This is a genomic window from Nostoc favosum CHAB5714, assembly GCF_020829495.1.
Taxonomy (GTDB): domain Bacteria; phylum Cyanobacteriota; class Cyanobacteriia; order Cyanobacteriales; family Nostocaceae; genus Nostoc; species Nostoc favosum.
The window spans coordinates 156468-181610 of the sequence record NZ_JAIVFQ010000006.1; the positions used below are offsets into that span (position 1 = coordinate 156468).

Consider the following 25143-nt stretch of genomic DNA (forward strand, 5'->3'; position numbering starts at 1 on the left):
AACTGGGCATTGGGCATTGGAAAGAGGCAGAGGGGCACAAAGCTTGGAACAGAGGGGAAAGAGGTAATTTTTATTCTCCCCCTTACCCCCTGCCCCCTGCTCCCCCTGCCTCCCCAGTCCCTAGAATGTAGATAAGGCTCAAGGATGAAAGCACCATTACCTGATAACGAAGCACAGAGAATCGAGACGCTTTTGGAGTATAAGATTCTCGACACCCCATCTGAAGCCGCTTTTGACGACCTCACCCGTTTAGCCTCGTATATTTGTCAGACTCCCATTGCTTTAATTAGCTTAATTGATACAAATCGTCAGTGGTTCAAGTCAAAAGTCGGTTTAGATGCCCTAGAAACACATCGAGATTTTGCATTCTGTGCCCATGCTATTCTACAGCCTGATGTTTTTATTGTGCCTGATGCAACAGATGACGAAAGGTTCGCCACCAACCCACTGGTAACATCTGGCCCAAAGATTCGGTTTTATGCTGGTGTACCTCTGACTAATCCTGAGGGATATGCACTAGGAACCCTATGTGTAATTGACTACGTACCACGAGAACTTACACCAGAACAAGTGGAGGCATTACGAACTTTAGGTCGTCAAGTCATCAAGCAACTGGAATTACGGCGAAATTTAGCAAGTTTGGTACTTGTAACCAAGAAAAGCAAGCAGGCGCAGAAGGTACGCAAGCAATTTTTCAAAAAGATTGCAGCAGGTTTTGGTTTAGCATCGGCAATTTTAGTTTTGATTGGTGTGGTTTCTTATCAAAATACAAAAGTATCTACTAATAATCGCAGTATAGTAAAAAACACTTATGAAAAAATCAACAGTCTAGAAAAACTACTGTCCCACCTCAAGGATGTTGAGACTAGACAAAGTGGTTACATCTTCACTGGAAAACAAATTTATCTCAAACCTTATCAAGCAGCACTTGCTAACGTCGATCAAGAAATTGCCAAGATCAAGAGGTTAACAGCAGATCAAACGAATCAACAAAAGCAAATTGCAACCCTTGAATTTCTAATAACGGCTAAATTTACTCAACTAAAACAGACTATTGACTTGCGCCAAAACAAGGGATTGGAGGCGGCATTGCAAGTACTAGTGAGAAATGATCAACAAAATCTCATGGATGATATCCGCAAGGCGATCAATGAGATGGAAAACGAGGAAAGGGGACGACTCCAACAGCAGTCACAAGCAAGAAAAGCCAGGAGTCGCAACACAATTCTGACACTTGCGATCGCCATCTGCCTGAGTTTTATCGTTCTTGCTGTAGTCTACTACTTCATCTATCGTCAGGTCATTGAGCGCAAGAGAACAGAAGAAGCCTTAAACCAAGAACGCAACTTTATCTCAGCAGTCCTGGATACAGCCAGCGCCTTAGTAGTAGTTGCCGACTCCCAAGGGCAAATTGTTCGCTTCAATCAAGCTTGTGAGCAAACAACAGGTTACTCCTTCGATGAGGTGAGGGGTAGGTATTTCTGGAACTTGTTCTTACTTCCTGAAGAGGTAGAGTCAGTCAAAGCAGTTTTTGAGCAATTGCTAACTGGTAGAGGCTTCCTAGAACACGAAAACTATTGGGTAATGAAGGATGGCAGCCGCCGACTGATTGCCTGGTCGAATACCTTCTTAAAAGACTATGAAGGATCAGTGGAATACATTGTTGCCACTGGTATTGACATCACCCATGTCTCCGACGAGCTTCGCAAACGCTTACGCGCACAACAGCATCTGACTGCTCAATATGTTGCAACTCGCGTTTTAGCAGAGTCCGCCACGATTAGCGAAGCTACTCGCCAAACCCTGCAAGGTATCTGCGAGAGTTTGGCATGGGATTTGGGTGAAATTTGGATGGTGGATAAACAAGCAAATGTGCTGCGTTTTCTCGATATGTGGCATAAAGCATCCTTTGAGGTGCAAGAGTTTGAAGCACTGAATCGGCAAACCACCTTTGCACCAGGAATTGGACTACCTGGCCGGGTTTGGGCTAGTTCTGAACCTGTTTGGATCGCTGATATCGTTAAAGAACTCAGTTTCTCCCGCTTCAAAATCAGCGCTGAAGTACAACTACACGCAGCTTTTGGTTTTCCGATCCGCAGCGGTCACAAAATTCTTGGTGTAATTACCTGCTTTAACTGTGAGATCCAACCGCCTGACCAAGATTTGATCAAAACGATGAATTCTATCGGTGAGCAAGTGGGGCAATTTATCCAGCGTAAACAGGCTGAAGAAGAAATACAACGGCAAAACTTGCGATCGCAATTATTTACCGAAATCACCCTTAAGATTCGCCAGTCTTTGCAAATCAAAGAAATTCTGCAAATCACTGTCGAGGAGGTACAAAAAATTCTCCAGACTGACCGAGTTTTGATCTATCAGCTTTTGCCAGATGAATCTGCACCCACCGTTATTGAAGCAGTAGTTTCTGGCTTACCAACAATTAAAGAGCAAAACATCAGCGCCCCCTACTTTCGAGCCGAATATCTACAGCAGTACTATCTACAGCAGTACCGTCAAGGACAGATTTTAGGGCTAGCTAACTTCGATCTACCAGAAGTCGAACAAAACCATCTAGAATTAATCCAACATTTTGGGGTCAAAGTCAATTTGGTTGTGCCTATTCTTGTCAAAGAAGAACTTCGTGGTTTGCTCATAGTTCATCAGTGTGACGATTCCCACCAGTGGTCTAGCTTTGAAACTCATCTTTTGCGGCAAATAGCCGACCAAGTAGGTATTGCCTTAGCCCAAGCCCAACTATTAGCAGCAGAAACTCGTCAGCGACAAGAACTTGAAATTGCCCGTCGCCAAGCCGAATTAGCTTCTCATGCTAAAAGTGCCTTTTTGGCAAATATAAGTCATGAAATTCGTACTCCGATGAACGCTGTATTGGGAATGACCAGTTTGGTATTAGATACTCCCTTAGACCCAGAACAGCGAGATTTTATTGAAATAATTCGTAGTAGTGGAGACGCCCTTTTAAGTTTAATCAACGAGATTTTGGATCTTTCCAAACTTGAGGCTGGAGAGATGGCTCTCGAAACTCTAGATTTTGACCTATCCATTTGTCTGGAAGAAGTAGTGGAATTATTGGCTCCCTCAGCCCATAACAAGGGATTAGAAATTGCCGCACTGATTGAGCATAACGTCCCCACCCAGATCAAAGGAGATGCTGGTAGGCTGCGGCAAATTCTCATGAATTTAATCAGCAACGCTATCAAGTTCACCAGCGCTGGCGAAGTATTAGTGCAAGCCGAATTGCGATCGCTTACCTCTACTACAGCCACCATTCATTTTGCCATCACAGATACAGGTCTTGGCATTAGCCCCGAAGATCAACGCAAACTCTTTATGCCATTTACCCAAGTGGATGCTTCGACCACTCGCAAGTATGGTGGTACCGGTTTGGGATTAGCCATCTGTAAACAACTGGTGACCTTGATGGGAGGAGTGATTGGGGTAGAAAGTCAGATGGAGAAAGGATCTAAGTTTTGGTTTGAGGTGCTTTTTACAAAGCTTGTTGAGCCTGTTTTGCCAAAATGCGAACGCGGACTTTTGAACAATCGCCGCTTGTTATTGGTGGATAACAACGCTACTAATTACAAAATTATCTCCCATCAAGCCAGTCATTGGGGAATGGAGGTAGATAAAGCTGATAGTATTGCTGCTGCCCTGAAAGTTATTCAGAAAGCTTATGAGCAGGGGAAATCTTATGATGTTGCCTTGGTTGATATAAAAAATGACATGACAATAGAAGAACAAATTAAAGCCAATTCTGCAATTGCTGAAATACCTTTGATTATGCTCACCTCTACTAATCAACGGGATGAAGTGCAGCAGGCGCTCAAAATCGGATTTGCTGCTTATTTGGTCAAACCCATTAAGCCATCACGACTCCTCGATGCCATTATGAATATTTTAGAAACTCAGTCGGAATCAGAACAAGGGGCTAAAGGCTCTTTGCTAAAGCCTACTCAAGAAATCCAGAGTCCAGATTCAGGCATTCTTACCTCCTCTTCCCCTAACCCCGCTGCTAAATTCAAGTTAAGAATTCTCTTAGCTGAAGATAATTTGGTGAATCAAAAAGTAGCCTTGAAGCAACTCGATAGTTTGGGCTACAAAGCCGATGTCGTTGCTAATGGCAAGGAAGTTTTGGAGCTATTAGAAAAAATTCCTTACGATTTGATTCTAATGGATTGCCAAATGCCAATTCTCGACGGTTTAGAAACCACAAAAGAAATTCATCGTTGGCAAGAGGATACTTTTGCTCTACGTCGTCGTCCTGTAGTGATTGCGATGACCGCTAATGCGATGAAAGAAGATCGAGAAATGTGTCTCAATGCCGGAATGGATGACTATCTGACTAAGCCAGTGTTTAAAGAAAAATTGGCTGCAACCCTAGAGCATTGGACAAGTGTGATCTTTTCAAAACAACAGGCAGTTGTATATGAGCAGACAGTTACCACTGGTTTAGCAATTGATTGGGAACACTTGCATCGAATATCGGGAAATGACACAGAATTTGAATTAAATCTATTGCTTGTATGCGTTGAAGATATAAAACCCCGTTTAGAGATAATTAAAGCAGCGATCGCATCTCATGACTTTGGGCAAATTGCGCGAGAAGCTCATCACCTTAAAGGTGCTAGTACCAACATTGGAGCCACAGCTATGTACCTAGCAGCGGACAAACTAGAACGATTGGCTTACCATCAAGACCTTAGAGATACTACTAACTTAATTTTAGAGTTAAAAGAATTTGTTAACTGCATTCAAGATTTTTTAATCAGAAACCAGGTAACAAATCGCACCTTGTTACCAATCAAAAATGATCGAGTATAAACCCGTAACTAACATACAAAAACAGCCTTGATGCACCCGTGTAGTCTTTATATCTGGCTTTGAACAAGTAGCAAAGTACTATAGTTTGTTTCCATTGGAGATTTTGGATAATGCGTTCATTTCGCAAGTACCACCGGACTCTGGCGATTATTTTGGCTTTACCGCTTGCTGTAACATTGTTAACTGGAATTGCAGCTACGCTGGTAGGTGAGTGGTCAGCTAACCTGGGAGTAGGGCGTAGTCTACTGCTTTCGATTCATCGTGGTGAAATATTTGGTTTACAAGGAATCTACCCGATTTTGAACGGAGTAGGACTATTGGGATTGTTGGTTACTGGATTAAGTATGACTAGTTTGTTTGGTAGAAAAAGGCCAAAATCCGAGAAGGATTAGAAAAGACATACAGCACATTTCAAGGAAAGTGTTGTACACAAGCTGAGTTTCAAAGCCAATGACTTGCATTGAGCACTATCGTTTGAGAGATGCTAAAAATAGCACCTCGCAAACTGTATCGCTTGGTAATAGCAGAGCGCTAATAAAGATTAAACAACCACAAAATTCTTTTCGGTTACTGATAATCCAGCAGATAATTGTGCAAATTGTACCTGAGTAAACCCAGACGCACTGCCATCAAGGTCAAAGAACAATCCACCAGTAGCGCTGTTGTAGATAAATCGCTCTTCGCTAGTAGTTGCAGATGTTCCGAGGGTCAACTGACTTGTCTCAAGTGTACCTGATGAGAACCCGCCACCAAAGCCAGCAGCCGATATCTGAATCAGTTCATTAGTCGCGTTGAAGTCATAAATAGTATCAATACCTTCATTGAAACTATTGAAAGCAAAGGTGTCAGTACCAGCTCCTCCAATTAGGCTATCATTACCTTTGCCACCTGTGAGGGTATCATTGCCATTACCACCTGTGAGTGTGTTCTTACCAGACGCACCAGAAGCTGTAAGAGAATCATTGCCATCGCCACCAGAGAGGAGATTATCGCCTGTTGAATAGTCAACAATTAAGCGATCGTTACCTGCACCACCGTCGAGCGTGTTATTACCAGAGACAGTATAAACTCCGTATGAGGAGTATAAAGAGGCTGAACCAGAGGCATTAAGAGAATCATTCCCATCGCCCCCAGAGAGTAGGTTATTGCCTGATGAATAGTTAGTTACTAAGTTATCATCACCAGCGCCACCATTGAGGGTGTTATTGCCAGAGACAGCATCAAGATAAAACTCGCCTCGATAGTCGTTGTAGTCACCAGAGGTATTAAGAGAATCATTTCCATCGTCGCCAAAGAGCAGATTATTACCATTTGAATAGTAAGCACTCAAGTAATCTTTACCTGCACCGCCAAAAATCGTATTATTCCCACCTGCGCCATTTATCGTATCGTTACCATTGCTCCCCACAATCAAGTCATCGTACTCTGTACATGAGATATTTAATTGTTCGATATTCTTGTAATTAACGTGACTCGTGCCTGCTGTTACCCTGCCAGTGTTAGTAGCAGCATCGAATGTCGAAGTAATTCCGTCGCTAGTAGTATAGTTATACAACGACAACAAATCGTCACCTATCCCTCCATCGATGGTATCGTTGCCGCTATTGCCCCCGTGGAGCGAATCGTTGCCATTGCTCCCCACAATCAAGTCGTCGTAGTCTGTAGCATAAATATTTAATCCTTCGATATTCTTGTAAGTAACGTGACTCGTGCCTGCTGTTATCGAGCCAGTGTTAGTAGCAACATCGAATGTCGAAGTGATGCTCTGGGTTGCACTATAGTAAGAGAACGATAAGTAATCGTCACCAGCGCCCCCATCTATTGTATCTTTTCCACTAACGCTCCCATCTATTTTATCATTGCCATTGCTCCCCACAATCAAGTCATCGTACTCTGTACCTGAGATATTTAATTGTTCGATATTCTTGTAACTAACCTGATTCTTGCCTGCTGTTATCGAGCCAGTCTTAGTAGCAGCATCGAATGTCGAAGTAATTCCCCCAGTAGTATAGATACACGAGACTTCCAATAAATCGTCACCTGTCCCTCCATCTACTGTTTGAGTTACTAAGTCAGAGGGGAAAGTATATAGAACCAAAGAGAAGGAATCATTGCCATCCCCTCCAGATAGTAGGTTATTGCCAAACGCGCCATCAAACCTTCCAGAGTAGTCGTAGTAGCTAGAGACAAAGAGAGAATCATTGCCATCGCCTCCAAACAACAGGTTATCGCCTGTTGAATAGTTAGCAATTAAAGTATCGTCACCAGCACCACCGTCGAGGGTGTTATTGCCAGAGGTGTCAAATCCGTACCTGTCAGAAGCGTAGCTAGAGGCACTAAGAGAATCATTGCCATCGCCTCCAAACAACAGGTTATCGCCTGTTGAATAGTCAGCACTTAAGTTATCATCACCAGCACCACCGTTGAGGGTGTTATTGCCAGAGGCGGCATTGGTATTTCCCCCGTCGTAGTCGATGTGAGTCCCAGAAGTGGAGAGATTATCATTGCCATCGTCCCCAGAGAGCAGGTTATTACCTGTTGAAGAGGTAGCACTCAATTGATCGTTACCAACACCACCATTCAGGATGTTATTGCTTGTTGAATAATCAACACTCAAGTAATCGTAACCTTCACCGCCAAAAATCGTATCATTACCATAACTTGGATCATTTCCACTACTGCCGCCAAAAAGATAATCGTTGCCATTAGTCCCCACAATCAAGTCATCGTAGGTTGTACCTCTGATCTCTAATCGTTCTATATTTTTGTAGTTAACCCGATTCGTGCCTGCTGTAATCGAACCAATGTTAGTGGTTGCATTGAATGTCGAAGTCATTCTCCCCGTAGCATTGGTATAATAAGCTTGTAAAAAATCATCACCAATACCTCCATCTACTGTTTGAGTTACTAAGAAAGAGGGGGCAGTAGATGAAGCCCTCAAAGAAAAGCTGTCATTGCCATCCCCACCAGAAAGCAGGTTATTGCCTGTTGAACCCTCAACACTCAAGTAATCTTTACCAGCACCACCGTTAAGGGTGCTATTGCCTGTTGAATCCTCAGCATTCAATACATCGTCACCAGTACCACCAACCAGGGAGTTATTGCCCGTACTACCAATTAGGGTATCTTTCCCTGCACCACCAATGAGAGTATCATTTCCCGTACCACCCCGCAGTAAGTCGCTGCCACTTTTGCCGTCGATTTTGTCATTACCGCCCTGACCATTAACAACATCATCTGAGTCATCTTTTCCCGTAATGTTGTTGGATAGGTCATTGAGGAAAGTTACCGTGTTTTTGATGCCCAGCTTAGTTTCAGTGGAGTTGGCATCAAAGACATCAAAGCTGTCGGTGATACTAGTTTGCCCATTAAACAGGATATTGCCAAGAGCTGGTGTTGCACCAGTTGCTTTCTGGTTCTCCAAGTTTTCTAATTTGAAGTTTTGCAGAATGACTATGGGTTCACCTACCCCTTCAAACGCAATTTCCAAATTGCTGCCATTCTGGGTAAGCAGCAAATTTTCGGCACGAAAGAAGTCATAGCCCTCGAATTTTAGGGTGTCCACTTCCGCAGTGACTGCTGCTGTTGGGTTTGTTCCTTTACCGACGCCACCGAAATCGGTGATGGTATCAGTGCCGTTGAACACGTCAACGAATTTAAACTTATCCTTGCCGCCACCACCAGTCAAAGTGTCGTTGCCATTAGTAGCTGTGATGGTATCGTTGCCTGCAAGACCATTAATCGTGTCCGCTAACTCGCTGCCGACTAGCGTATCATTACCCTTGGTTCCAATTATATTTGCCATAACTTTTACTATTTAAATCAATTTTTTCAGTAACTTCAGTTGTCAATTTGCTATAAGCGCTATTTTCGGGCACAAAAATTCGCCTCAAGGGTGATGCTTTCGGCATATTTTACTGCGCTAATTTTGCGACTCACTTCAAGTTTTGGTTTCGGTTTAGGAGTGTTATTGAGCCAACGCTCTTGCATTTAACAGAGGTTAATTGAGGAATTATGCAAGAGCCGAAGAATGGTTTCTTCTTAGAGGATGTTTGAAAAGTTTTAGGGAGTCAAAAATTAAGCCAGTCGCCTCACCATAATACGGATCATAGCTATAAGCTTTGCAGTATAAGCACTACAGCTTTTAAAGCTATTGAACAGTGTCGGGATGGGGCAGGGGATTGTCCTTGGTGCAGTGCAGCGTAGCTTGCCGCCGTAGGCATCGCTGCAAACAAAGTTGAGCGCCCTGTGCAATGGCTTATCCTTCTCTAAGAAACCGCATTTGCTTGGGGTTGGGGAATAAGCTCAAAACCCAATTGCTGTGCCCTTTTGTGGAGATTGTTGACTGTTCGCTCACGATAGCACTGTTCATAATCTGTGCAAAAATCGGAAAACCCTCTTTCCCCAAGCTTTGTGCCCCCACCAAGAACTGCCTCTTCGTTGAAATCCGCTGGAATTTGGACAGACATAACTTTTTCAATTCTTTGACAAGCTCCTGTCACATCAAGCTCTTAACTTAAAAAATATTAGTGTGGCGAAATAATTATATGTGACAACAACCAGAAAATTTAGAAGGAAGTAATGAAAATGATAAACCTTTATCTGCTGCTGATTCAGTGCGTACTTATCTGCGCGAGATTGGACGTATACCTTTATTAAATCATGAGCAAGAGATTAATTGGCGTTGCTGAATCATGGGATAATTTTGCTCAATTTGGAACGAGTTTTCAATGGTTTAAAACGCCAATTCATCGGGAGCATCCCAATTTTGCACGAAGGTGTTTGTCATTGCGTTCGCCCCTGGCGTTCCCGAAGGGTATGAAGCGGTAGCGTAGTGAGGCAATCCAATATCTTGCGATTGCTTCACTCCACATTGAACCAGACTTGTCCACCAGTAAGTCGGTTGCACGAGCGATCGCACCGCGCCGCTTCACCTGCTCGTTTGTCACCTTTTCCAGTCGAGCAACGGTGTCTGCGTCAAAATCTGCTGCGTCTGTTGCAATCTGTGCTTTGAATGCTGAGACACGCCCACTCTTAGAAGCTTCTTCCAACTTGGAGTCAATCAGCTTCTTGACTTCTGGGTGAGCCATTGCACTCCTAGTCTGGAGAGACTTGAGGTTGTTGATCGCTTCTTGTGGAGACATGCTGTTGATTAACGCCACCAATACAACTGGTGTGAGTTGCTTGATTGCACCAATTGCGATCGTGTAAGCTTTTTCTGTTAGGGCACAAGTGACATCCGGGATCTCTACCGTTAGAGCTACAGACCCAAGGAAAGCATGATTGCGATGCTCTAATTGAGGTTATTGCAACCTTCAATAGAAGTCAAAGCAAATGGAGCCGTCGGGAATTGAACCCGAATCCTGCAACCGTCCGTTTGTTGGCTTCGGAGCAGTCGAACACCAATCGCGGCCCCAAAACTGGGTACTGCTGAAGGAAGTTGCTAAACTAATCCCTAAAAACTAGCATCTATGCAATTGTCCAGGTTCCGAGAGGTTTTAGTTTTGCCTTTTGAGGAGGCTTTTTTCTTGATATTAGAACTTACGCATTGACAAAAAATACCAAATATGAGTCAAGGTTAAAAACCATATCTTTCGTAAGGGCACAGCATTGCTGTGCCCCTACAGCATGGTCTATTTACGATCGCAGGATAATTAAGAAAAGCCTGAAAACTTCCTCAAGCTCGTTAATGCACATCAGAATGCATTTGTACAGTGCGTAAGTCCTAGATATTACAAATGTAATTTATATATTACATAGTGTCAAGGGGATACTACAAATTTCGCATTCCGATGCGTGTCATTTAGATTTCCTTGTTGCGAAAGTTCCTATTAATAAGGGTTATACGATTTCGGTGTAATAATGATACAAATACGTTGGTAAGGGCATGGCATTGCCATGCCCCTACGAGAAATCTATCCCTACAGCACTCAACCATTGACCGTCTATATAATTGCGGCAAGATAGCGGAGTTGTCATCTTGAAAATCTCCGGCTGATGATCCACTGAAACTTGTGTACTAAGTTTGCTTGCTTTCTAGGTTATCCTCAAGTTTAGAAAATTGGCGTGAGATAGAAATATCGATATAAAAATTAAGGCACGAACGCTAACACCCCCACAGGAGAACCAGAACCACCACGCAACCTGAGAATGCCGATCGCTAGAGTAGTACCTTTAGGTGGCAATTGATCCAAATTGGTGAGATTTTCCAATACAATGCGCGGTTTCTCCAACACCAAGTGGTTAATAGCAAAACTGTTATCCTGTCCGGGGTCTACACCATGAGTATCAATTCCTACCCCTACTATTTGCCGTTCATCCAGTAATAATTGAGTCGCATCGCTGCCAAAGCCTGGAAAGTGGGCAATTCCTTGAGAATCATGATTTAGGAATGCACTTTTATCAAACCACTTTTTTTGCCAACCAGTATTCAGTATAACTACGCAGCCGCCAGAAATTTCACCGTATTGTTCTTCCCAAGCCAGAACATCAGCAATAGTCAGGGCATAATCAGGATTAACTGCTGTGGCTTGGCGAATATCTATGACCACCGCAGGTACAACCAAAGACTGGGCGGGGTATTGGTCAATTCCCACAGCATAACTATGAAAACTGTTAGGGGCGTTGATATGAGTAGCGCTATGTTCCCCCAAGGAGAAACGTCGCAGGTAATAGCTATCATTATTCAGTTCAGCCACAGTTTCAAATTCTACTGGAGGGTCGCCAGACCATTGGGGAATATCTATGTCAATTACATGACTTAAGTGGATAACGCGTGTATAGGTGATACTATTTTGACTTTGGGGTTGTATCATAATTCTTCTCTCCCCCTGCTTCTCTTCCCGAACTGCCTCAACCAAGAAATATCCTGAACCGAATGGTATTGGGGCTACACCTACGCAAAGATAATACTACCATTACAACGTTTTTTAAACGATTCAACTGCAACATTTCTAGTCCTACTTCCCTGTATTAGAAGAAATAATCCCCCAATTCCTGTAAATTTCAGGTTGTTGGGGGGGTTCAAATGTTGCAGCAAAAAGTGAATTAATCTTAGTTAACAACCAATAGATTAACTTTTGATTAAATTTTGATTAAATTTATATAATATCTACGAATCGGGTTGCTGCTTGAATGGAATCACGATCGCAAACTCGGCACCTTCTCCTGGTGCTGAAATACACTGAATTTGTCCGCCATGTTTTTTGACAACAATTTGGTAACTAATTGACGCCTAATGTGAATTAGGAAAAAAGGCGGGAGAAGTAAGAAGATGAAAGTTACCAGCTTTTCAACTCAGACTTCCCCCATGACTAGCATAGACTTTGGAACGTTAATCACAACAATCTTTGTCGATGAGAGAATTGCTGCTGAGGGTGTCTTAGAGACTGTTAAATATAGTCATATTTACGCAGACAAAGGATTTATTTCTGCCGATTGGCTCTTCCCGCGATGCCTACGGCGGGCTTCGCCTACGCTCGTCGCACGCTTTTATCGCATCTGGACACTCACCCGCGAGAACCAGCATCTTCAACATTCTGATGATTTGAAGCGTTTTATTAGTCGTGTTCGCCAGCGTGTAGAAGGTGTTTTTCACGAAATTCACGCATACTGGTCGTAAGGAAAGAACGCTTACTCAACAAAACTGTTGACGGCTTTTGTGTACATATTGCTGCCAAAATTGCATCTCACACACTACGTTTGTTGCTTCGCCGACATTTTGGCATTAATGTTCTCACTTTCCAGTCTCAACCTCTTTAATTCACATTAGGCGTAATTTTTAATTTTTTATGTTTTCCGCGTAGGTAGACAATGCTAATGTAGTAGCGAATTATATTCACCTAAGACTTTTTGGACATCCTGTGAAAATAAAGGGTATAAAAGGGTTTAATACCGACATCTATATTAAGGAGTCTCTAGTCAAATTGTGGTATAAAACTCTACTTTCTTCATTGTGGCTCCTGAATTCTGACTTCTAAATTCTTCTTCAATTTTCCAATTCAAACCCGATTTCTCAAAATTGTCTTGACCGTTCAAAACGCCTCATACGAAAATCGCAAATTAAATGAGAGAAATGCTAAATGTAATATCAACACGTTGCAACAATGGCTGGTAATCGCATTTTATATGTTATAAAGCTCACAGAAATTAATGTTAGGCGGAAACTACTTTATGGAACCAGATAAACTGGGCCGTTTTAAGGAGTACGGCGAATTCATCCTCCGAAAGATAGATTCTGTGCCCCAGTACCCTTCAAAACAAGAAGATTGGGTTCCAGCTAGTCTTGATGACTGTCTCCTGCGTCTGCGGTCAGCTGCCCAGAAAACTGTAGACCTTGCAACTTCACCTGTCAAAATTGGTGTGATGGGGGAATTCAGTAGTGGGAAAACTTTACTTTTAGGCAGTCTAATTGGATATGCTGATGCTTTGCCGGTCAGCGAAAACCCTACTACAGGTAATGTTACCGCCATACACATCATACCGCAAGATGACTTTGCCACTACACAATTAAGTAATTTTACTGTAAATTATCTTTCTCATGAAGGAGTACATGAGTGTCTACGCTTCATGCTAGGAGAGGCCAATAAACGAACAACAGCAGCAGGGCTTCCTCCTATACCAGTATCGAAACTCAACTCTGGCACAGATATTATTGGCTGGTGTGAAGAAGCATGGAATAGCAGTAACAATTTAGAGCTACGTTATTTACTCCGAGAGTTGGTATTATTCCTGCGGGCTTATCAAGCTTATGGGGAAGTTATGTGTGGTGGGCGTTACCAGATTGATGCTACCACCGCCCGCGAAGGGCTACAGCTAGTCGAACAGCCAATGGCAATCCAAACTCTGAAATTTGAAGATTTACCTCCAGCGCATATCCGATTACCGAGTCCACCCCAGAGGCTACCAACGAAGTTATTACAAAACAGCTTCCCACTGATCCGCCGCGTAGATATCGATGTGAAAATCTCACGGGAAATTTGGGATTTTACAGGCGCAGCCAAATTTATTCTCATTGACTTTCCGGGATTAGGGGCTGCTAATTCGGGGGCTAGGGATACCTTTTTGTCACTGCGAGAATTGGCAGAAGTACAAACAATTTTGGTATTGCTAAATGGTAAATCTCCTGGGAGCGATCGCGCGAATAAAATCTTCACTATGATGCAGCAGCAGCGACCGGGACAAGACCTGAAAGATTTAATTCTCGTAGGTGTGGGTCGCTTCGATCAACTACCCCTAGACAGTGAAGGTGGTGAAAGAGAACTTGACCAACTGATTGAAGATAGCCATTTACAAGAAGAAACCGTTTTCCAAAAACTCAAAGTTCTGCAAACTACCATTGACGGTGCAGAAGCGTTTACAACTCAAAAAGACCGCATCGTTTTACTGTCGCCACTGTTGGGACTAGCTGAATTGGCAAAACGTTCTAGTACTGTGAAAGCAGGCTCAACAGAGTTTTTGGCTAACTTAGACTATCCTGATTATCTAGATCGGTCTAAACGGCTACAAGACAAATGGGAGCTATTAAGTGAACGGTTGTTAGACGCTGATCCCCGCAGTTATTTGGGCAGACAGCTAGGTTACTTTAGTCAAGATGGGGGACTTAGTAAGCTGCGGGAATTGATTCAAACCCACGTAGCGACTCATGGTCTAAAGCAACTGTATGAAGATACTCGGAGATCGGCTGATGTGGTGAGTCAGCAACAAGATCACTTGAAGGACATCATAGATGAAATTCACGAGCAAGGTATCCCTACAGGCGATAGTCCCGCCTTTATCGAGTTGCGCTTTGTGGTCGAAAGCTTGGATAAAATCTATAGGAATTTTCAAAAAGATTTAGGGAAAGAACCACTCAAAGATCGGCGCGGTGTTGTCGTCAGCGATGTAGTAAAAGACGAACTCACTTTTAGAATACTGAATTGGAACCAGTGGACTTTACTCTTTAACAAAGCCAACAATGGAGCGATCGCTCTGGCAGAATCTAAAGGTGCAGCCGGGAAATTATTTGATCGGGGAAATCGTGTCAATAGTTCTCTTCCAACTAAGAGTGACGATTTTTATCCAGTCTTTGAGAAAACCGTTAAAGAAGTAGAAGATTTTGCCCGCGATCGCATCCATCAAGCAGTGGTAGATTTGTTGAATCAATTGTCAAATTATGTAGCCCCAGAACGCGAACAATTGCAGGCATTTTTCCATCCAGATATGGAGCAAGAAATCGAAGAAAAATTTGGTTTTGAAGATGCCGATCTCTTTTACAAATTATTACTAGGATGCGATCCTAACGAATGGAAAGAAGCAATTATCTCTGAAATCACTAGTAAAAACAAAACCGTTGCGCCCGAAATCATCTTTCCCCTAGCGCGTCAAGACGAGAAACACAACGTTGGTCAAATCTTTGACTGGGCACCAGAAAAAAGCCAAGGTTTACCTAGATCGAGCAATCATCAACTTTTAGTATTGCGGCTGCGAGATGAAATCACTGCTAGCGCCAGCCTCCATCTTGTGCAGTATGTTAGCGAAGTTAATCAGCAAATAAATTCCGAACTTGAAGGTATTTTGGATCAAATTATTCCTAGTTTGCAAAACCTTTCAAAAAAAGAAACTTTGCTGAGATATTTGGCGGCTGGAGAATTGCCATCTGAGATAGCGATTCCTACTTGGTTGCAGATTATTTCAGAACTTGCTGCTGTTTCTTACTTAGATGATTTGAGATAAGCTAACTCAGAAAGTGACTGATTGCGATCGGGTAGGTTTATGAGGATGTATTTGTGAGACGTGATGCGATTTTTTATGCAATTTTCAAGCGTGTCCCAGGATTATTTTTCGAGTTAGTAGAACAGCCACCACCCGAAGCTGCTAGCTATCGCTTTGAATCAGTTGAAGTTAAAGAACCAACATTTCGGATTGATGGGGTATTTTTACCTCCACCTGATGCAACATCTCAGATGATCTTTTTTGCTGAGGTACAATTCCAAAAAGATGAGTTACTGTACCATCGGTTTTTCTCAGAATCTATGCTGTATATGTATCGTAACCCATCGCTTTACGATGACTGGTACGGAGTAATTATTTTACAGTCTCGCAGTTTGGAACCGGAAAACACTACTATTCACAGATCGCTACTGAACAGTTCCCAAGTACAACGGATTTATTTAGATGAGTTAGGTAGTCCTGATGAGCAAAAAGTAGGTATTAGTTTGATGCAGTTAACTATTGCCTCAGATACTCAAATGGTGCAAGAAGCGAAACGTTTAATTGAGCGGGTGCAACAAGAGCAGATAACTGTTTTAGCTAAGGAGGAGATAATAGATGTAATCACAACGATCACTGTTTATAAATTTGCCAACTTAAGTCGTGAAGAGGTAGAGGCTATGTTAGGAGTTAAGTTAGAAGAAACTAGGGTTTATCAAGAAGCTAAACAAGAAGGGCTAGAACAAGGACTACAGCGAGGATTACAACAAGGATTACAACAAGGACTAGAACAAGGACTACAGCGAGGATTACAACAAGGATTACAACAAGGACTAGAACAAGGACGAGAACAAGCAAAACTTGAAGTTGTCCCTCAGTTCTTAGCTCTTGGTATGTCGATGCAAGAGGTTGCCCAATTACTTAATTTAACCATCGAACAAGTAAGACTTGCAGCTGAGTAATCACAACAATTACTGGTTATAAATTTGTAAACTTAAGCCGTGAAGAGGTAGAGGCAATGTTTGAAATTAAGTTACAAGAAACTAGGGTTTATCGAGAAGCTAAAGAAGAAGGACTAAAACAAGCACTAGAAGAAATACGAGAAAAAGGACTACAGCAAGGAATACAAGAAGGAATACAACAAGGACGAGAATTAGCAAAACTTGAACTTATACCTCGGTGTTTAGCTTATGGTATTTCGATAGAAGAGGTTGCGAGGCTACTTCATTTAACTATCGAAGAAGTTGAACAAGTAAGACTTGCAAATGAGCAAGAATCTTCAACATCAACTTAGTAACTGCTGCAATTTTCATAGCGATCGCCTAGTTTGGGCTACGCCTACGCCCTTTTATATAAAAGCGTAGCCCAACGTAGATATCGCGCCAAATAAAAAAGCCAGTGCTAAAGAGAATCAGCGGTACAAGACCAAAGATTCTCTAAATTTGTAATTTTATGATACAACATTACAGTTTTTAGCCAGGTATAAAACAAACAACAGAAAGTGATACTATAATGAACCCTTTTCAACTCAACAAATATAGCGATCAAGAACCAAGCGAGAAACAACAAAAAAGATTTCCAGGATGGTTTGCTTTAGATTTTGGTACATCGAATTCCACAGTTACACTTTTCGATCCAATTGAAGTACCGATCGCAGAAATTCTACCCAAAGAACAGGAAATGCGGTTGCGCGATCGCTTATCACAATGGCTAAGTTCTCCCGCCTCAGTGGCTTTACCAGATGTCAGTGCTGATGATTGGGAAAAGTTTATTGCAGAAATTAGCAGAAACCTGGAGATAGAACCCAGCCGATTGAGTGAAGTCTTTGAAAGTGACAATAAAGAGCGATTTTTAGAAGCAATTCGCCAAATTGAACTTTCTTTAGGAAACAGCGAGAGATTCCGCCGTGCTGTCAGCAAAAAACTTTACCAAATCTATCATGAGGTATTCCGCGTCCCTACCCTAGAGTCGCAAAATCTGATTCCAGTTGTGCTGGATATTGATCGCCGCGATACGGAAATCCCCAGCGAGTCAGAAATTTCGCACTTAAGCGACTTAAAACTGCGAATGGGAAGGGAAGCTAGAGATAACCGAAAAAAAGCGATCGCTCAAGGTACAAGCAGTTCTTTAAAGGAAATTATCAGCAGGTTTCACCATTCACCCAAACGCTATTTTGGTCAGGATCGTTTGTTTCCAGTTATTTTAGATGGTGAAGAAGAATTAATTACCGCTAACCAACTAATCCAATCAGCTTGGGCGCATTTAATCGAGTTAACTGAAGATTACCGCCAACGCGCACAACGCAGGTTTTCGGAGGGAGATTTTTTAACAGCAGTTGTCACCTACCCCACTGTCGCCCCACCAGTTGTTCGCAAGGAAGTTAAGGAATTAGTTGAGCAGTTGGGGATCGATGATGTGCAAACTGCTTATGATGAAGCCGTTTCTGTGGCGATATTCTTTTTATGGCGAGAATTTGGTGGTAATCTCAACATTGGCATCGAGTCATTCAAAACTCGTTGTCGCCAAGCAGGAAACAAATGGTCACAAAATGTTCTCGTCTTGGATATTGGCGGGGGAACCACAGACTTAGCTTTAATTGAACTGACTTTAGAAGATAAAACTCCTACTTTTGCAGATTATGAAGACCGAGGTTTAGGAGGACGTTACTATAAACTCACTCCCAAACTATTAGGTTCATCTGGTCATTTACAGTTAGGCGGCGAGTTAATTACACTGCGAATTTTTAGATTATTAAAAGTTGCGATCGCAGATTTTTTATTGACAGCAGTAACAACAGGTGATATAGAAAGCGAAAAGCTAGAAGATTTAATTAACTCAGAGTTAAACGAGCGCTTCTTAGAACAAGGCAAATTCAAAACTGGCAGTCTTTTAAAATGTTTAGATAAAGAGAATCCAGAAGGCGATATTGCTTACAAAGATGCTCTAGATACCGCCGAGAAAGTATTACCTACCCGTTGGCAACAAGCGCCCCAACGTTTACAATCTTTTTATATCCTCTGGGATCATGCGGAAGCAGCTAAACTTAAACTTGGGCAAAAGCCAGCAGCAGATAATTCTCTATTAACCTTCACACTTTCTGAACAACAAATTTCCGAACTGCTCACCCAAAGCGCCGTGAAATTGCAAGTCAACGACCCAAATAGCATTTGCATTACCCTAGATAATCAGCAATTTGAACGAGCCGCCGCTTCTGGAATTAAAGAAGCGATCGGTATTGCTAAAGGATTAATGGAAAGTCGCTTGCGTCCCGATGATATCACCAAAGATTCTTGGAATTCCCAAAAAGTTGATTGGTTAATTTTGTCTGGAAAAACTTGTAATTTAGACATAGTGCAGCGCCAAATCTACCAAGAATTTAGTAAATCTCCATATTTTGTGTGGAATCCAGAACGAATTACCTTTGTGCTGGAATTTACCAAATTAGCCACCTCCGCCGGTGCTTGCTATGCCGAGAAACTGCGAAGATTAAGATTCGATCCAGAAGAGTCTAAAAGCTTGCTGCGTAAGGGAGCCAACCAGCTAGAAATTGATGTCAAAAATCTGTTTTATTATTTACCCTGCAACTTCAAACGCAAAACTCAAAGTAACGATTTACTAACCATATTCAAGGCTGGACAAGAACTCTATCAACTAGCACCTTCGGAAACTGTTGCCAAAGTTCGTACTGCATGGCAAGGAATCCAATTAACTAATATTATTTACCGTCAAGACTACGAGGATGGAGATTTACGACTATGGGGTAGCTTCGACGGCAAAAACCTCATGAATAAACTGGGAATGCAAGAAGCAGAGTTTTTGAGAAAAATTAAAGTTCAGTTTGAGATTGACCAAACCCTTGAATTTAGTGTATTGCTTTGTCAGGGAAATCCGCATTATTTAATTGACATTCCTGGCATTGATTTGGAATCGGTAGTTTCAGAAACTTCAGCGCTATTTGCTGATGGTAAATTGGACTGGAATATTGCTGTGGAACGCTTCAATAAAGACTTGAATGATGGTGATATTGCCATCAATGTTCTTGAGTCTGCGACTGTTGATCAACCAGATGCCTATCATCTTGTATTTGAAGTAGGGAATGATGGTAGTAAGTTGTTCCAAAAATTTCACTATCTGCGCGATGGTGTGACGGAACCAGGAACCGGATTAATTAGTAATCCCTTGCCTCCATTCCCGCAAACTGGCCAGCACACCTTCTATATTTATCAAATAGATGCCGAAACCAACAGCAAAAAATGGATAAGAATTGGCGCACTCAGCAAACCAGATGTGACAACAGATTATCCTTGCCAATATCGTGTAACTCTCGACGATCAAGGTATTCTACGGATGCACGCCGGTGAAGTCCCTTACTGGACATCAAACAGTCAAGAATGCCTAAAAGAAGAAGGATGCGTTTATCTTGCTGAATTAGAATTGCAGCCCAACGAAGTTGATAAAGAACGCGATCCATTTTGCGGTATACATTAACTCTTGCATTAAACCTTTGCGTTCCTCTGCGCTAACCTTTGCGTTCCTCTGCGTTGAAAAAATTAAGATTTTTAAACGCATAGGCGCTTCGCCTTCCCGCAGGGTAGGGGCGCAAAGTAAACGCATAGGCGCTTCGCCTTCCCGTAGGGTAGGGGCGCGGAGGTTTGCCAAGTTAATTCGCTACGAATCACATACAAGTAATATTTGGAGGTGAGATTCATGCAGCACTTGCGTCAATTATTAGAGATAGAAAACTCAGAGTTAGCCCAATTACTGCGGTTTAGTTTGTATGGACTAGAGGCTACTTTAAATCAGGCTTGCACAGAATTACCACTAGATCCAGGATCTAAAATATGCGATGAGGTGCTGCAAGAACTTCATAACCTGTTGCAACCTGCACCCCCACAGCAAAATACTGGTTGGGAAGATGCACCAGATGATTTAAAACTAAGTCACCTCCGGGAAGCTTTTGATTCTGACTCAGAACTAAGTTATTATCTGGGTAATTCCCAACTGCAAAGCACAACGGACTCTGATTTGTGGAATGAGATTCAACGCAAACTGCTGCGAGTACCAGAGGATTTGGCTGCAACTTGGCGACAGCGCACCCTAGATTTAGCCCAAGAAGTTGGTGCGATCGCAGATAATTCTAACCTCTATCAACTTCCCTTTATCCGCGATGAAATTATCTACCCCGGTCTTAGTGGTACTGTTCAAACTCAGGGATTGAGCTTATATCAACAAGCACTTTCAAATTCTCAAATTCCCCAAGGTAATGCTTCCGATTTACCAGCAGCATTCCTATTTTTATATATGAATTTTATCGAAATAGACCCAGATTTACATCATGCTTTAAAGAGCGTTTTTAGCTTCGATGTCATTTCCTTACACTCCAAAGCAGAACAGCGCGATCAATATATTGATGCTTTAAGCGATCGCTTCCAACGCACCCAAAAAGCTGAGAAAAACACTGATCCCCTGTCAATTCTCCGTGCTTGGATTGACATGGACGAAGCTATACATTCCCTAGTATTTGTACCACCGGCTGAACGCTATTCTTGGTGGGGAAAGCTACAACATGAATCACGGCGCATCCTGAAGAAAGTCGCTGATGAAGCTATTAATGCAGGTAATGAAGTGCGAATTCGCCAATTATCGGGACTTTATGCAGATATCTGTGCTTCATCCAAGGATGACTTACAACTAGACTGTGGTGGTATTCCTGGCGAAGTCTTAACTTGTCTTCGAGTATATGCGCGAATTAATCAGGAAGAATCTCCAGGCCGTGTAATATTTCGCTCATCACGTTAGTTGTTAGCGAGTTTTCTAATTCCTGAGATTATGAGGCAAGGCAGAAGATTTTGCGAATCCCCGCCTTGCCTCATAATCTAATGAAGGTAAAAACGTTTAAATTTATAAAATGCCCCAGAAGTGTAAAATCCCTTGACCAGAAAACACTTCAAGTGCAACGGCAGATAAAAAACCAATCATTGCAAAACGACCGTTCCAGTTTTCGCTCTGAGGAGTGAAGCCCCAGCGCAAAGCATTAGGATCTTCTGAAACCGAAGGCGTAGTCTTCTTAACGTTTGCCATAAATAATACTCCGAGCTTTTACGTTGTAACAGTTATAACTGCCTGTAAAGTAATGTAACAGATTTTTACGAGAATGCAATATAAACTCGATATAAAATTCAGCCAGAGATATTACGGGTGCGTAGTTTTATGATAGTAGGTTTGCGATCGCCTACGAGGGCAAGCTACGCCCCAACAGCCAATTACTTCAGAAAATTGTAGCCATTCAGGAGGAAATTAACTCTTGCTTGGTCATTTCTATGCTTTAATAGCCAATGCTGAACTAAACTATGGCAAAGAGAAATATTAAAAAAAATTTGCTAGTAATTTTTAATCCTTATAATTTTTGGTTATGATCAAAAGTCCTCTCCGATATCCTGGTGGTAAGTCAAAAGCAATTAATCAGATAGTCGAATACTTGCCAGAAAGCTTTTGGGAATTTCGAGAACCTTTTGTGGGTGGTGGTTCTGTATTTATTTATTTAAGGCAAAAGTTCCCTGATATCAAGATTTGGATTAACGATTTAAACCGCGAACTCTTCTTATTCTGGAAGTTTGCCCAATCTGATATAGATCAGTTAGTTAAAGAAATTCGACATATTAAAGTCAAATATACAGACGGTAAGTTACTCTTTACAGAATTAACTAGTGTAGATGTCAATAATTTATCTGATTTAGAAAGAGCAGTTCGGTTTTTCGTACTCAATAGAATTACTTTTTCAGGAACTGTAGAATCAGGTGGCTTTTCCCAAGAAGCTTTTCATAAACGCTTTACTGATTCTTCAATAGAGCGATTAGAAAAACTAGAATATATTCTGGACAAAAATGTACAAATTACTAATTTGGATTACAGCCACCTATTAAAATCAGAAGGTGAAGATGTATTTTTATTTTTAGATCCACCATATTTTAGTGCTACTAAATCAAAGCTATATGGTAAAGACGGTAACTTGCACACTTCTTTTGAACATCAGAGATTTGCTGAACTTTTGCAACAATGTCATCATCGCTGGCTAATTACCTACGATAACTCACTGCACATTCGAGACAATTTTCAATGGGCTAATATCTCAGAGTGGGAATTACAGTATGGGATGAATAACTATAAGCAGAGTGGTGCGGCTAAAGGAAAAGAGTTATTCATTACTAACTACGAAGTTAAACTTTATTTGGAGAAAAAATCACAAGTTCAGAATCTTGCTAATCCAGCTTTGCAATTAAGCCTTGAGATTTAAACCTAACTTTGATAGCTTCCAATTTTCCGGTAGGATAACCCCATAGCTCTCAATATAGCTACAACATACAAACCTTAGCTATGATAACTTCCCCAATCCCTGCTCAAGAATCCTCTGCTAGCTGGTATCTCCTGCTGCAACAATTAATAGATGGCCAATCCTTGTCCCATACTCAAGCTGCTGAATTGATGCAAGGATGGCTCAATGAAGCGGTTCCCCCAGAGTTATCAGGGGCTATTTTAACAGCGCTGAACTTTAGAGGCATTTCTGCCGACGAGTTGACCGGCATGGCTGAAGTATTACAATCTCAATGTTCCCCACTCAGCGCTCATAAATCAGCACTTACCACTGTAATAGATACCTGTGGCACTGGTGGAGATGGATCATCAACCTTTAATATTTCTACAGCCGTTGCATTTGTCGCCGCAGCATCTGGTATACCTGTTGCCAAACACGGCAATCGTTCAGCCTCAAGTCTCACGGGAAGTGCAGATGTATTGGAAGCCTTGGGTGTAAACTTGAGTGCCTCTAGTGAAAAAGTACAAGCAGCACTACAAGAAGTCGGGATCACTTTCTTGTTTGCCCCTGGTTGGCATCCAGCACTCAAGGCGGTTGCCTCATTACGGCGGACTTTGAAAGTGCGAACAATTTTTAATTTGCTCGGGCCGCTAGTAAATCCCTTGCGTCCAACTGGGCAGGTAGTGGGCTTATATACTCCTAAGCTTTTGGCAACTGTTGCCGAAGCTTTACAGAATTTGGGCAAGGAAAAGGCAATTGTGCTGCACGGGCGAGAAAAACTTGATGAGGCTGGGTTAGGAGATTTAACTGACTTGGCGGTGTTATCAGACAAAGAAGTGCAGTTAACTACGATTAATCCCCTAGATTTGGATCTAACACCTGCTTCCATAGGTATGCTTCGGGGTGGAGATGTCCAAGAGAATGCGGTGATTCTCAAGGCGGTACTCCAAGGTAAGGGAACTCAGGCACAACAGGATGCAGTAGCCTTGAATGCGTCATTGGCGCTGCAAGTAGCGGGTACGATCGCACTCCTCGATCACGCCCAAGGGATTAAAATCGCTAAGGATATCCTACAAAGCGGGGCCGCTTGGACGAAGTTGGAGCAGTTAGTTGAGTTTCTGGGGAATTGATTTGCGATCGCAATTGCGGACGAAATTCTACTACATTACGTTTGATGGTGACATCGTAGTTACCAAAAAAGTCATGTCCTAAAAGTCCAGTTTCTAGTTCCGTACCTGCGATCGCTACTGCTACTCTATTCACTATTACCCCACCAACTGCCATCGAATTAACATAGCCCACAGGAAATTCTACAGCTCTGGAACTCGCGGTATTTGCCTTAGCTTTCCCCACTGGCACTATTCCCAAGGTATTGGCCATCTCTTGGGTAATTACAGTGCCACTGGCTCCCGTATCCACAATCATGTCAAATTGTTGCTGGCCATTAAAGGTAACTTCAACAATTGGCGTTCCACCAATTCGCCTTTTAATCGGGGCTGTAAATACTTCCTGATCTGGAATCACCACTGCTGATGAGGGCAAAGCTGGTTTTGGCGGTAACGGGTTTATTTCTTGTGGAGGCGATAGAGGTGAGGTATACTTTGGTGTGGTTATTGTCTGGGGAACCACAACAACTATCCTCTTCGGTTCGGCAACGCGCACAGGGCGAGGATTAGCTTGCTGTTGAGCATATTTAATTTGGCGGCGATATTCAGTAATTTTGGTTTGAGCGATCGCAAATTCTGGGCTTTGTCGCCGGACTCTTTGCATCAGCGCGATCGCATCCTGGTACTGATTCGCCACCAAAGCCCAATCACCTGGAGATTGAGCAGATTGGCTGATACTCCAAGCGCCAACGGCTTTGTCTAGCCCCATCTCAAAAAGACTTGGTTCACTTTCAGACGGCTCTAGCGGCTCTAACGGCTGTGCTTCTGGGGTAGGGGTAACTGCTGGTGTTGTTGGTTCGACGGCAGGCTGTATTGATGCCTGCTCCCCAATTGGCGCGGGTTGCTTATTGTCACCAGTCGCAGTGTTCCGTTGGTCTTCACTACAGGCAACACACAAAACCGCTAGAGCGCTTGATAGAAAAATTAGGGTTGCACGGGATAAAAAAGACTGAAGCATAATTAATTTTAACCGCCCAAGCTTTGCCAAAGCCACTCCCGCTAATTTAATTCCCTTTTAAAACATCCTCTTAATAGGATCAATGATTGTGTCGTCATTCGTGATCACTGTGCCTTGTGTAGAATCGAACGCATCGGTAGAAAGCGTGCCTGGTACAATATCTGCTTTTGCTACTTCTA

Annotated in this window: 16 protein-coding genes and 1 pseudogene; 11 read left to right on the top strand and 6 right to left on the bottom strand. The window is 42.4% G+C overall.

The annotated features are described in order from the left end of the window. The first annotated feature begins 144 nt into the window (after positions 1-144). Positions 145-4839, top strand: a complete 4695-nt coding sequence (locus LC586_RS07095) for a GAF domain-containing protein (RefSeq protein ID WP_229483885.1) — start codon at positions 145-147, stop codon at positions 4837-4839. A gap of 110 nt (positions 4840-4949) precedes the next feature. Continuing rightward, positions 4950-5231: a peptidase gene (locus tag LC586_RS07100; RefSeq protein ID WP_229483886.1), complete on the top strand. Its 282-nt coding sequence runs from the start codon at positions 4950-4952 to the stop codon at positions 5229-5231. A gap of 149 nt (positions 5232-5380) precedes the next feature. On the opposite strand, the gene LC586_RS07105 is transcribed toward LC586_RS07100, so the two are convergent. Both LC586_RS07105 and LC586_RS07110 read right to left on the bottom strand, forming a co-directional pair. Next, complete coding sequence (locus tag LC586_RS07105; RefSeq protein WP_229483887.1) at positions 5381-8644, bottom strand: beta strand repeat-containing protein; 3264 nt, start codon at positions 8642-8644, stop codon at positions 5381-5383. Between the two features lie 463 nt (positions 8645-9107). Continuing rightward, positions 9108-9308 (bottom strand): hypothetical protein, encoded by a 201-nt coding sequence (locus tag LC586_RS07110; RefSeq protein ID WP_229483888.1) that lies wholly within the window; start codon positions 9306-9308, stop codon positions 9108-9110. Positions 9309-9455: 147 nt separating this feature from the next. Between LC586_RS07110 and LC586_RS42540 the strand changes: the two genes are divergently transcribed. Then, positions 9456-9530 carry a sigma-70 factor domain-containing protein gene (locus LC586_RS42540; RefSeq protein ID WP_229483907.1) on the top strand — a complete coding sequence of 25 codons (75 nt, stop codon included), beginning with the start codon at positions 9456-9458 and terminating at the stop codon, positions 9528-9530. 180 nt (positions 9531-9710) lie between these two features. Here the strand turns inward: LC586_RS42540 and LC586_RS07120 are convergent. Together LC586_RS07120 and LC586_RS07125 are read right to left on the bottom strand one after the other, a co-directional pair. After that, positions 9711-10049: pseudogene (locus tag LC586_RS07120) on the bottom strand (hypothetical protein); the annotation flags it as partial. Positions 10050-10931: 882 nt separating this feature from the next. Continuing rightward, positions 10932-11654 (bottom strand): cyclase family protein, encoded by a 723-nt coding sequence (locus tag LC586_RS07125; protein WP_229483889.1) that lies wholly within the window; start codon positions 11652-11654, stop codon positions 10932-10934. Between the two features lie 458 nt (positions 11655-12112). Between LC586_RS07125 and LC586_RS07130 the strand changes: the two genes are divergently transcribed. From LC586_RS07130 to LC586_RS07155, 6 genes are all read left to right on the top strand, one after another. Continuing rightward, a complete protein-coding gene (locus LC586_RS07130; RefSeq protein WP_229483890.1) occupies positions 12113-12460 on the top strand; it encodes a hypothetical protein in 348 nt (115 codons plus the stop codon). 551 nt (positions 12461-13011) lie between these two features. Then, positions 13012-15552: a P-loop NTPase family protein gene (locus LC586_RS07135; protein WP_229483891.1), complete on the top strand. Its 2541-nt coding sequence runs from the start codon at positions 13012-13014 to the stop codon at positions 15550-15552. A 53-nt stretch (positions 15553-15605) separates the two neighbouring features. After that, on the top strand, positions 15606-16490 hold the full coding sequence (locus LC586_RS07140; protein WP_229483892.1) for an Rpn family recombination-promoting nuclease/putative transposase: 885 nt from the start codon (positions 15606-15608) through the stop codon (positions 16488-16490). A gap of 56 nt (positions 16491-16546) precedes the next feature. Continuing rightward, the gene (locus tag LC586_RS07145; RefSeq protein WP_229483893.1) at positions 16547-16822 is read left to right on the top strand and encodes a hypothetical protein; all 276 of its coding nucleotides are present in this window, start codon (positions 16547-16549) and stop codon (positions 16820-16822) included. A gap of 218 nt (positions 16823-17040) precedes the next feature. Continuing rightward, a complete protein-coding gene (locus LC586_RS07150) occupies positions 17041-20016 on the top strand; it encodes an acetate and sugar kinases/Hsc70/actin family protein (RefSeq protein ID WP_229483894.1) in 2976 nt (991 codons plus the stop codon). A gap of 219 nt (positions 20017-20235) precedes the next feature. After that, positions 20236-21327 carry a hypothetical protein gene (locus LC586_RS07155; protein WP_229483895.1) on the top strand — a complete coding sequence of 364 codons (1092 nt, stop codon included), beginning with the start codon at positions 20236-20238 and terminating at the stop codon, positions 21325-21327. Between the two features lie 102 nt (positions 21328-21429). Here LC586_RS07155 and LC586_RS07160 read toward each other — a convergent pair whose 3' ends face one another. After that, on the bottom strand, positions 21430-21609 hold the full coding sequence (locus LC586_RS07160; protein ID WP_104907792.1) for a CAB/ELIP/HLIP family chlorophyll-binding protein: 180 nt from the start codon (positions 21607-21609) through the stop codon (positions 21430-21432). Between the two features lie 331 nt (positions 21610-21940). Between LC586_RS07160 and LC586_RS07165 the strand changes: the two genes are divergently transcribed. Continuing rightward, positions 21941-22822 (top strand): DNA adenine methylase, encoded by an 882-nt coding sequence (locus tag LC586_RS07165; protein ID WP_229483896.1) that lies wholly within the window; start codon positions 21941-21943, stop codon positions 22820-22822. A gap of 80 nt (positions 22823-22902) precedes the next feature. Further along, positions 22903-23970, top strand: coding sequence for an anthranilate phosphoribosyltransferase (gene trpD / locus LC586_RS07170; RefSeq protein WP_229483897.1), 1068 nt, complete (start codon positions 22903-22905; stop codon positions 23968-23970). Here the strand turns inward: trpD and LC586_RS07175 are convergent. Continuing rightward, a complete protein-coding gene (locus LC586_RS07175) occupies positions 23900-24964 on the bottom strand; it encodes a retropepsin-like aspartic protease family protein (RefSeq protein WP_229483898.1) in 1065 nt (354 codons plus the stop codon). The genes trpD and LC586_RS07175 overlap by 71 nt on opposite strands. Between the last annotated feature and the right edge of the window lie 179 nt (positions 24965-25143).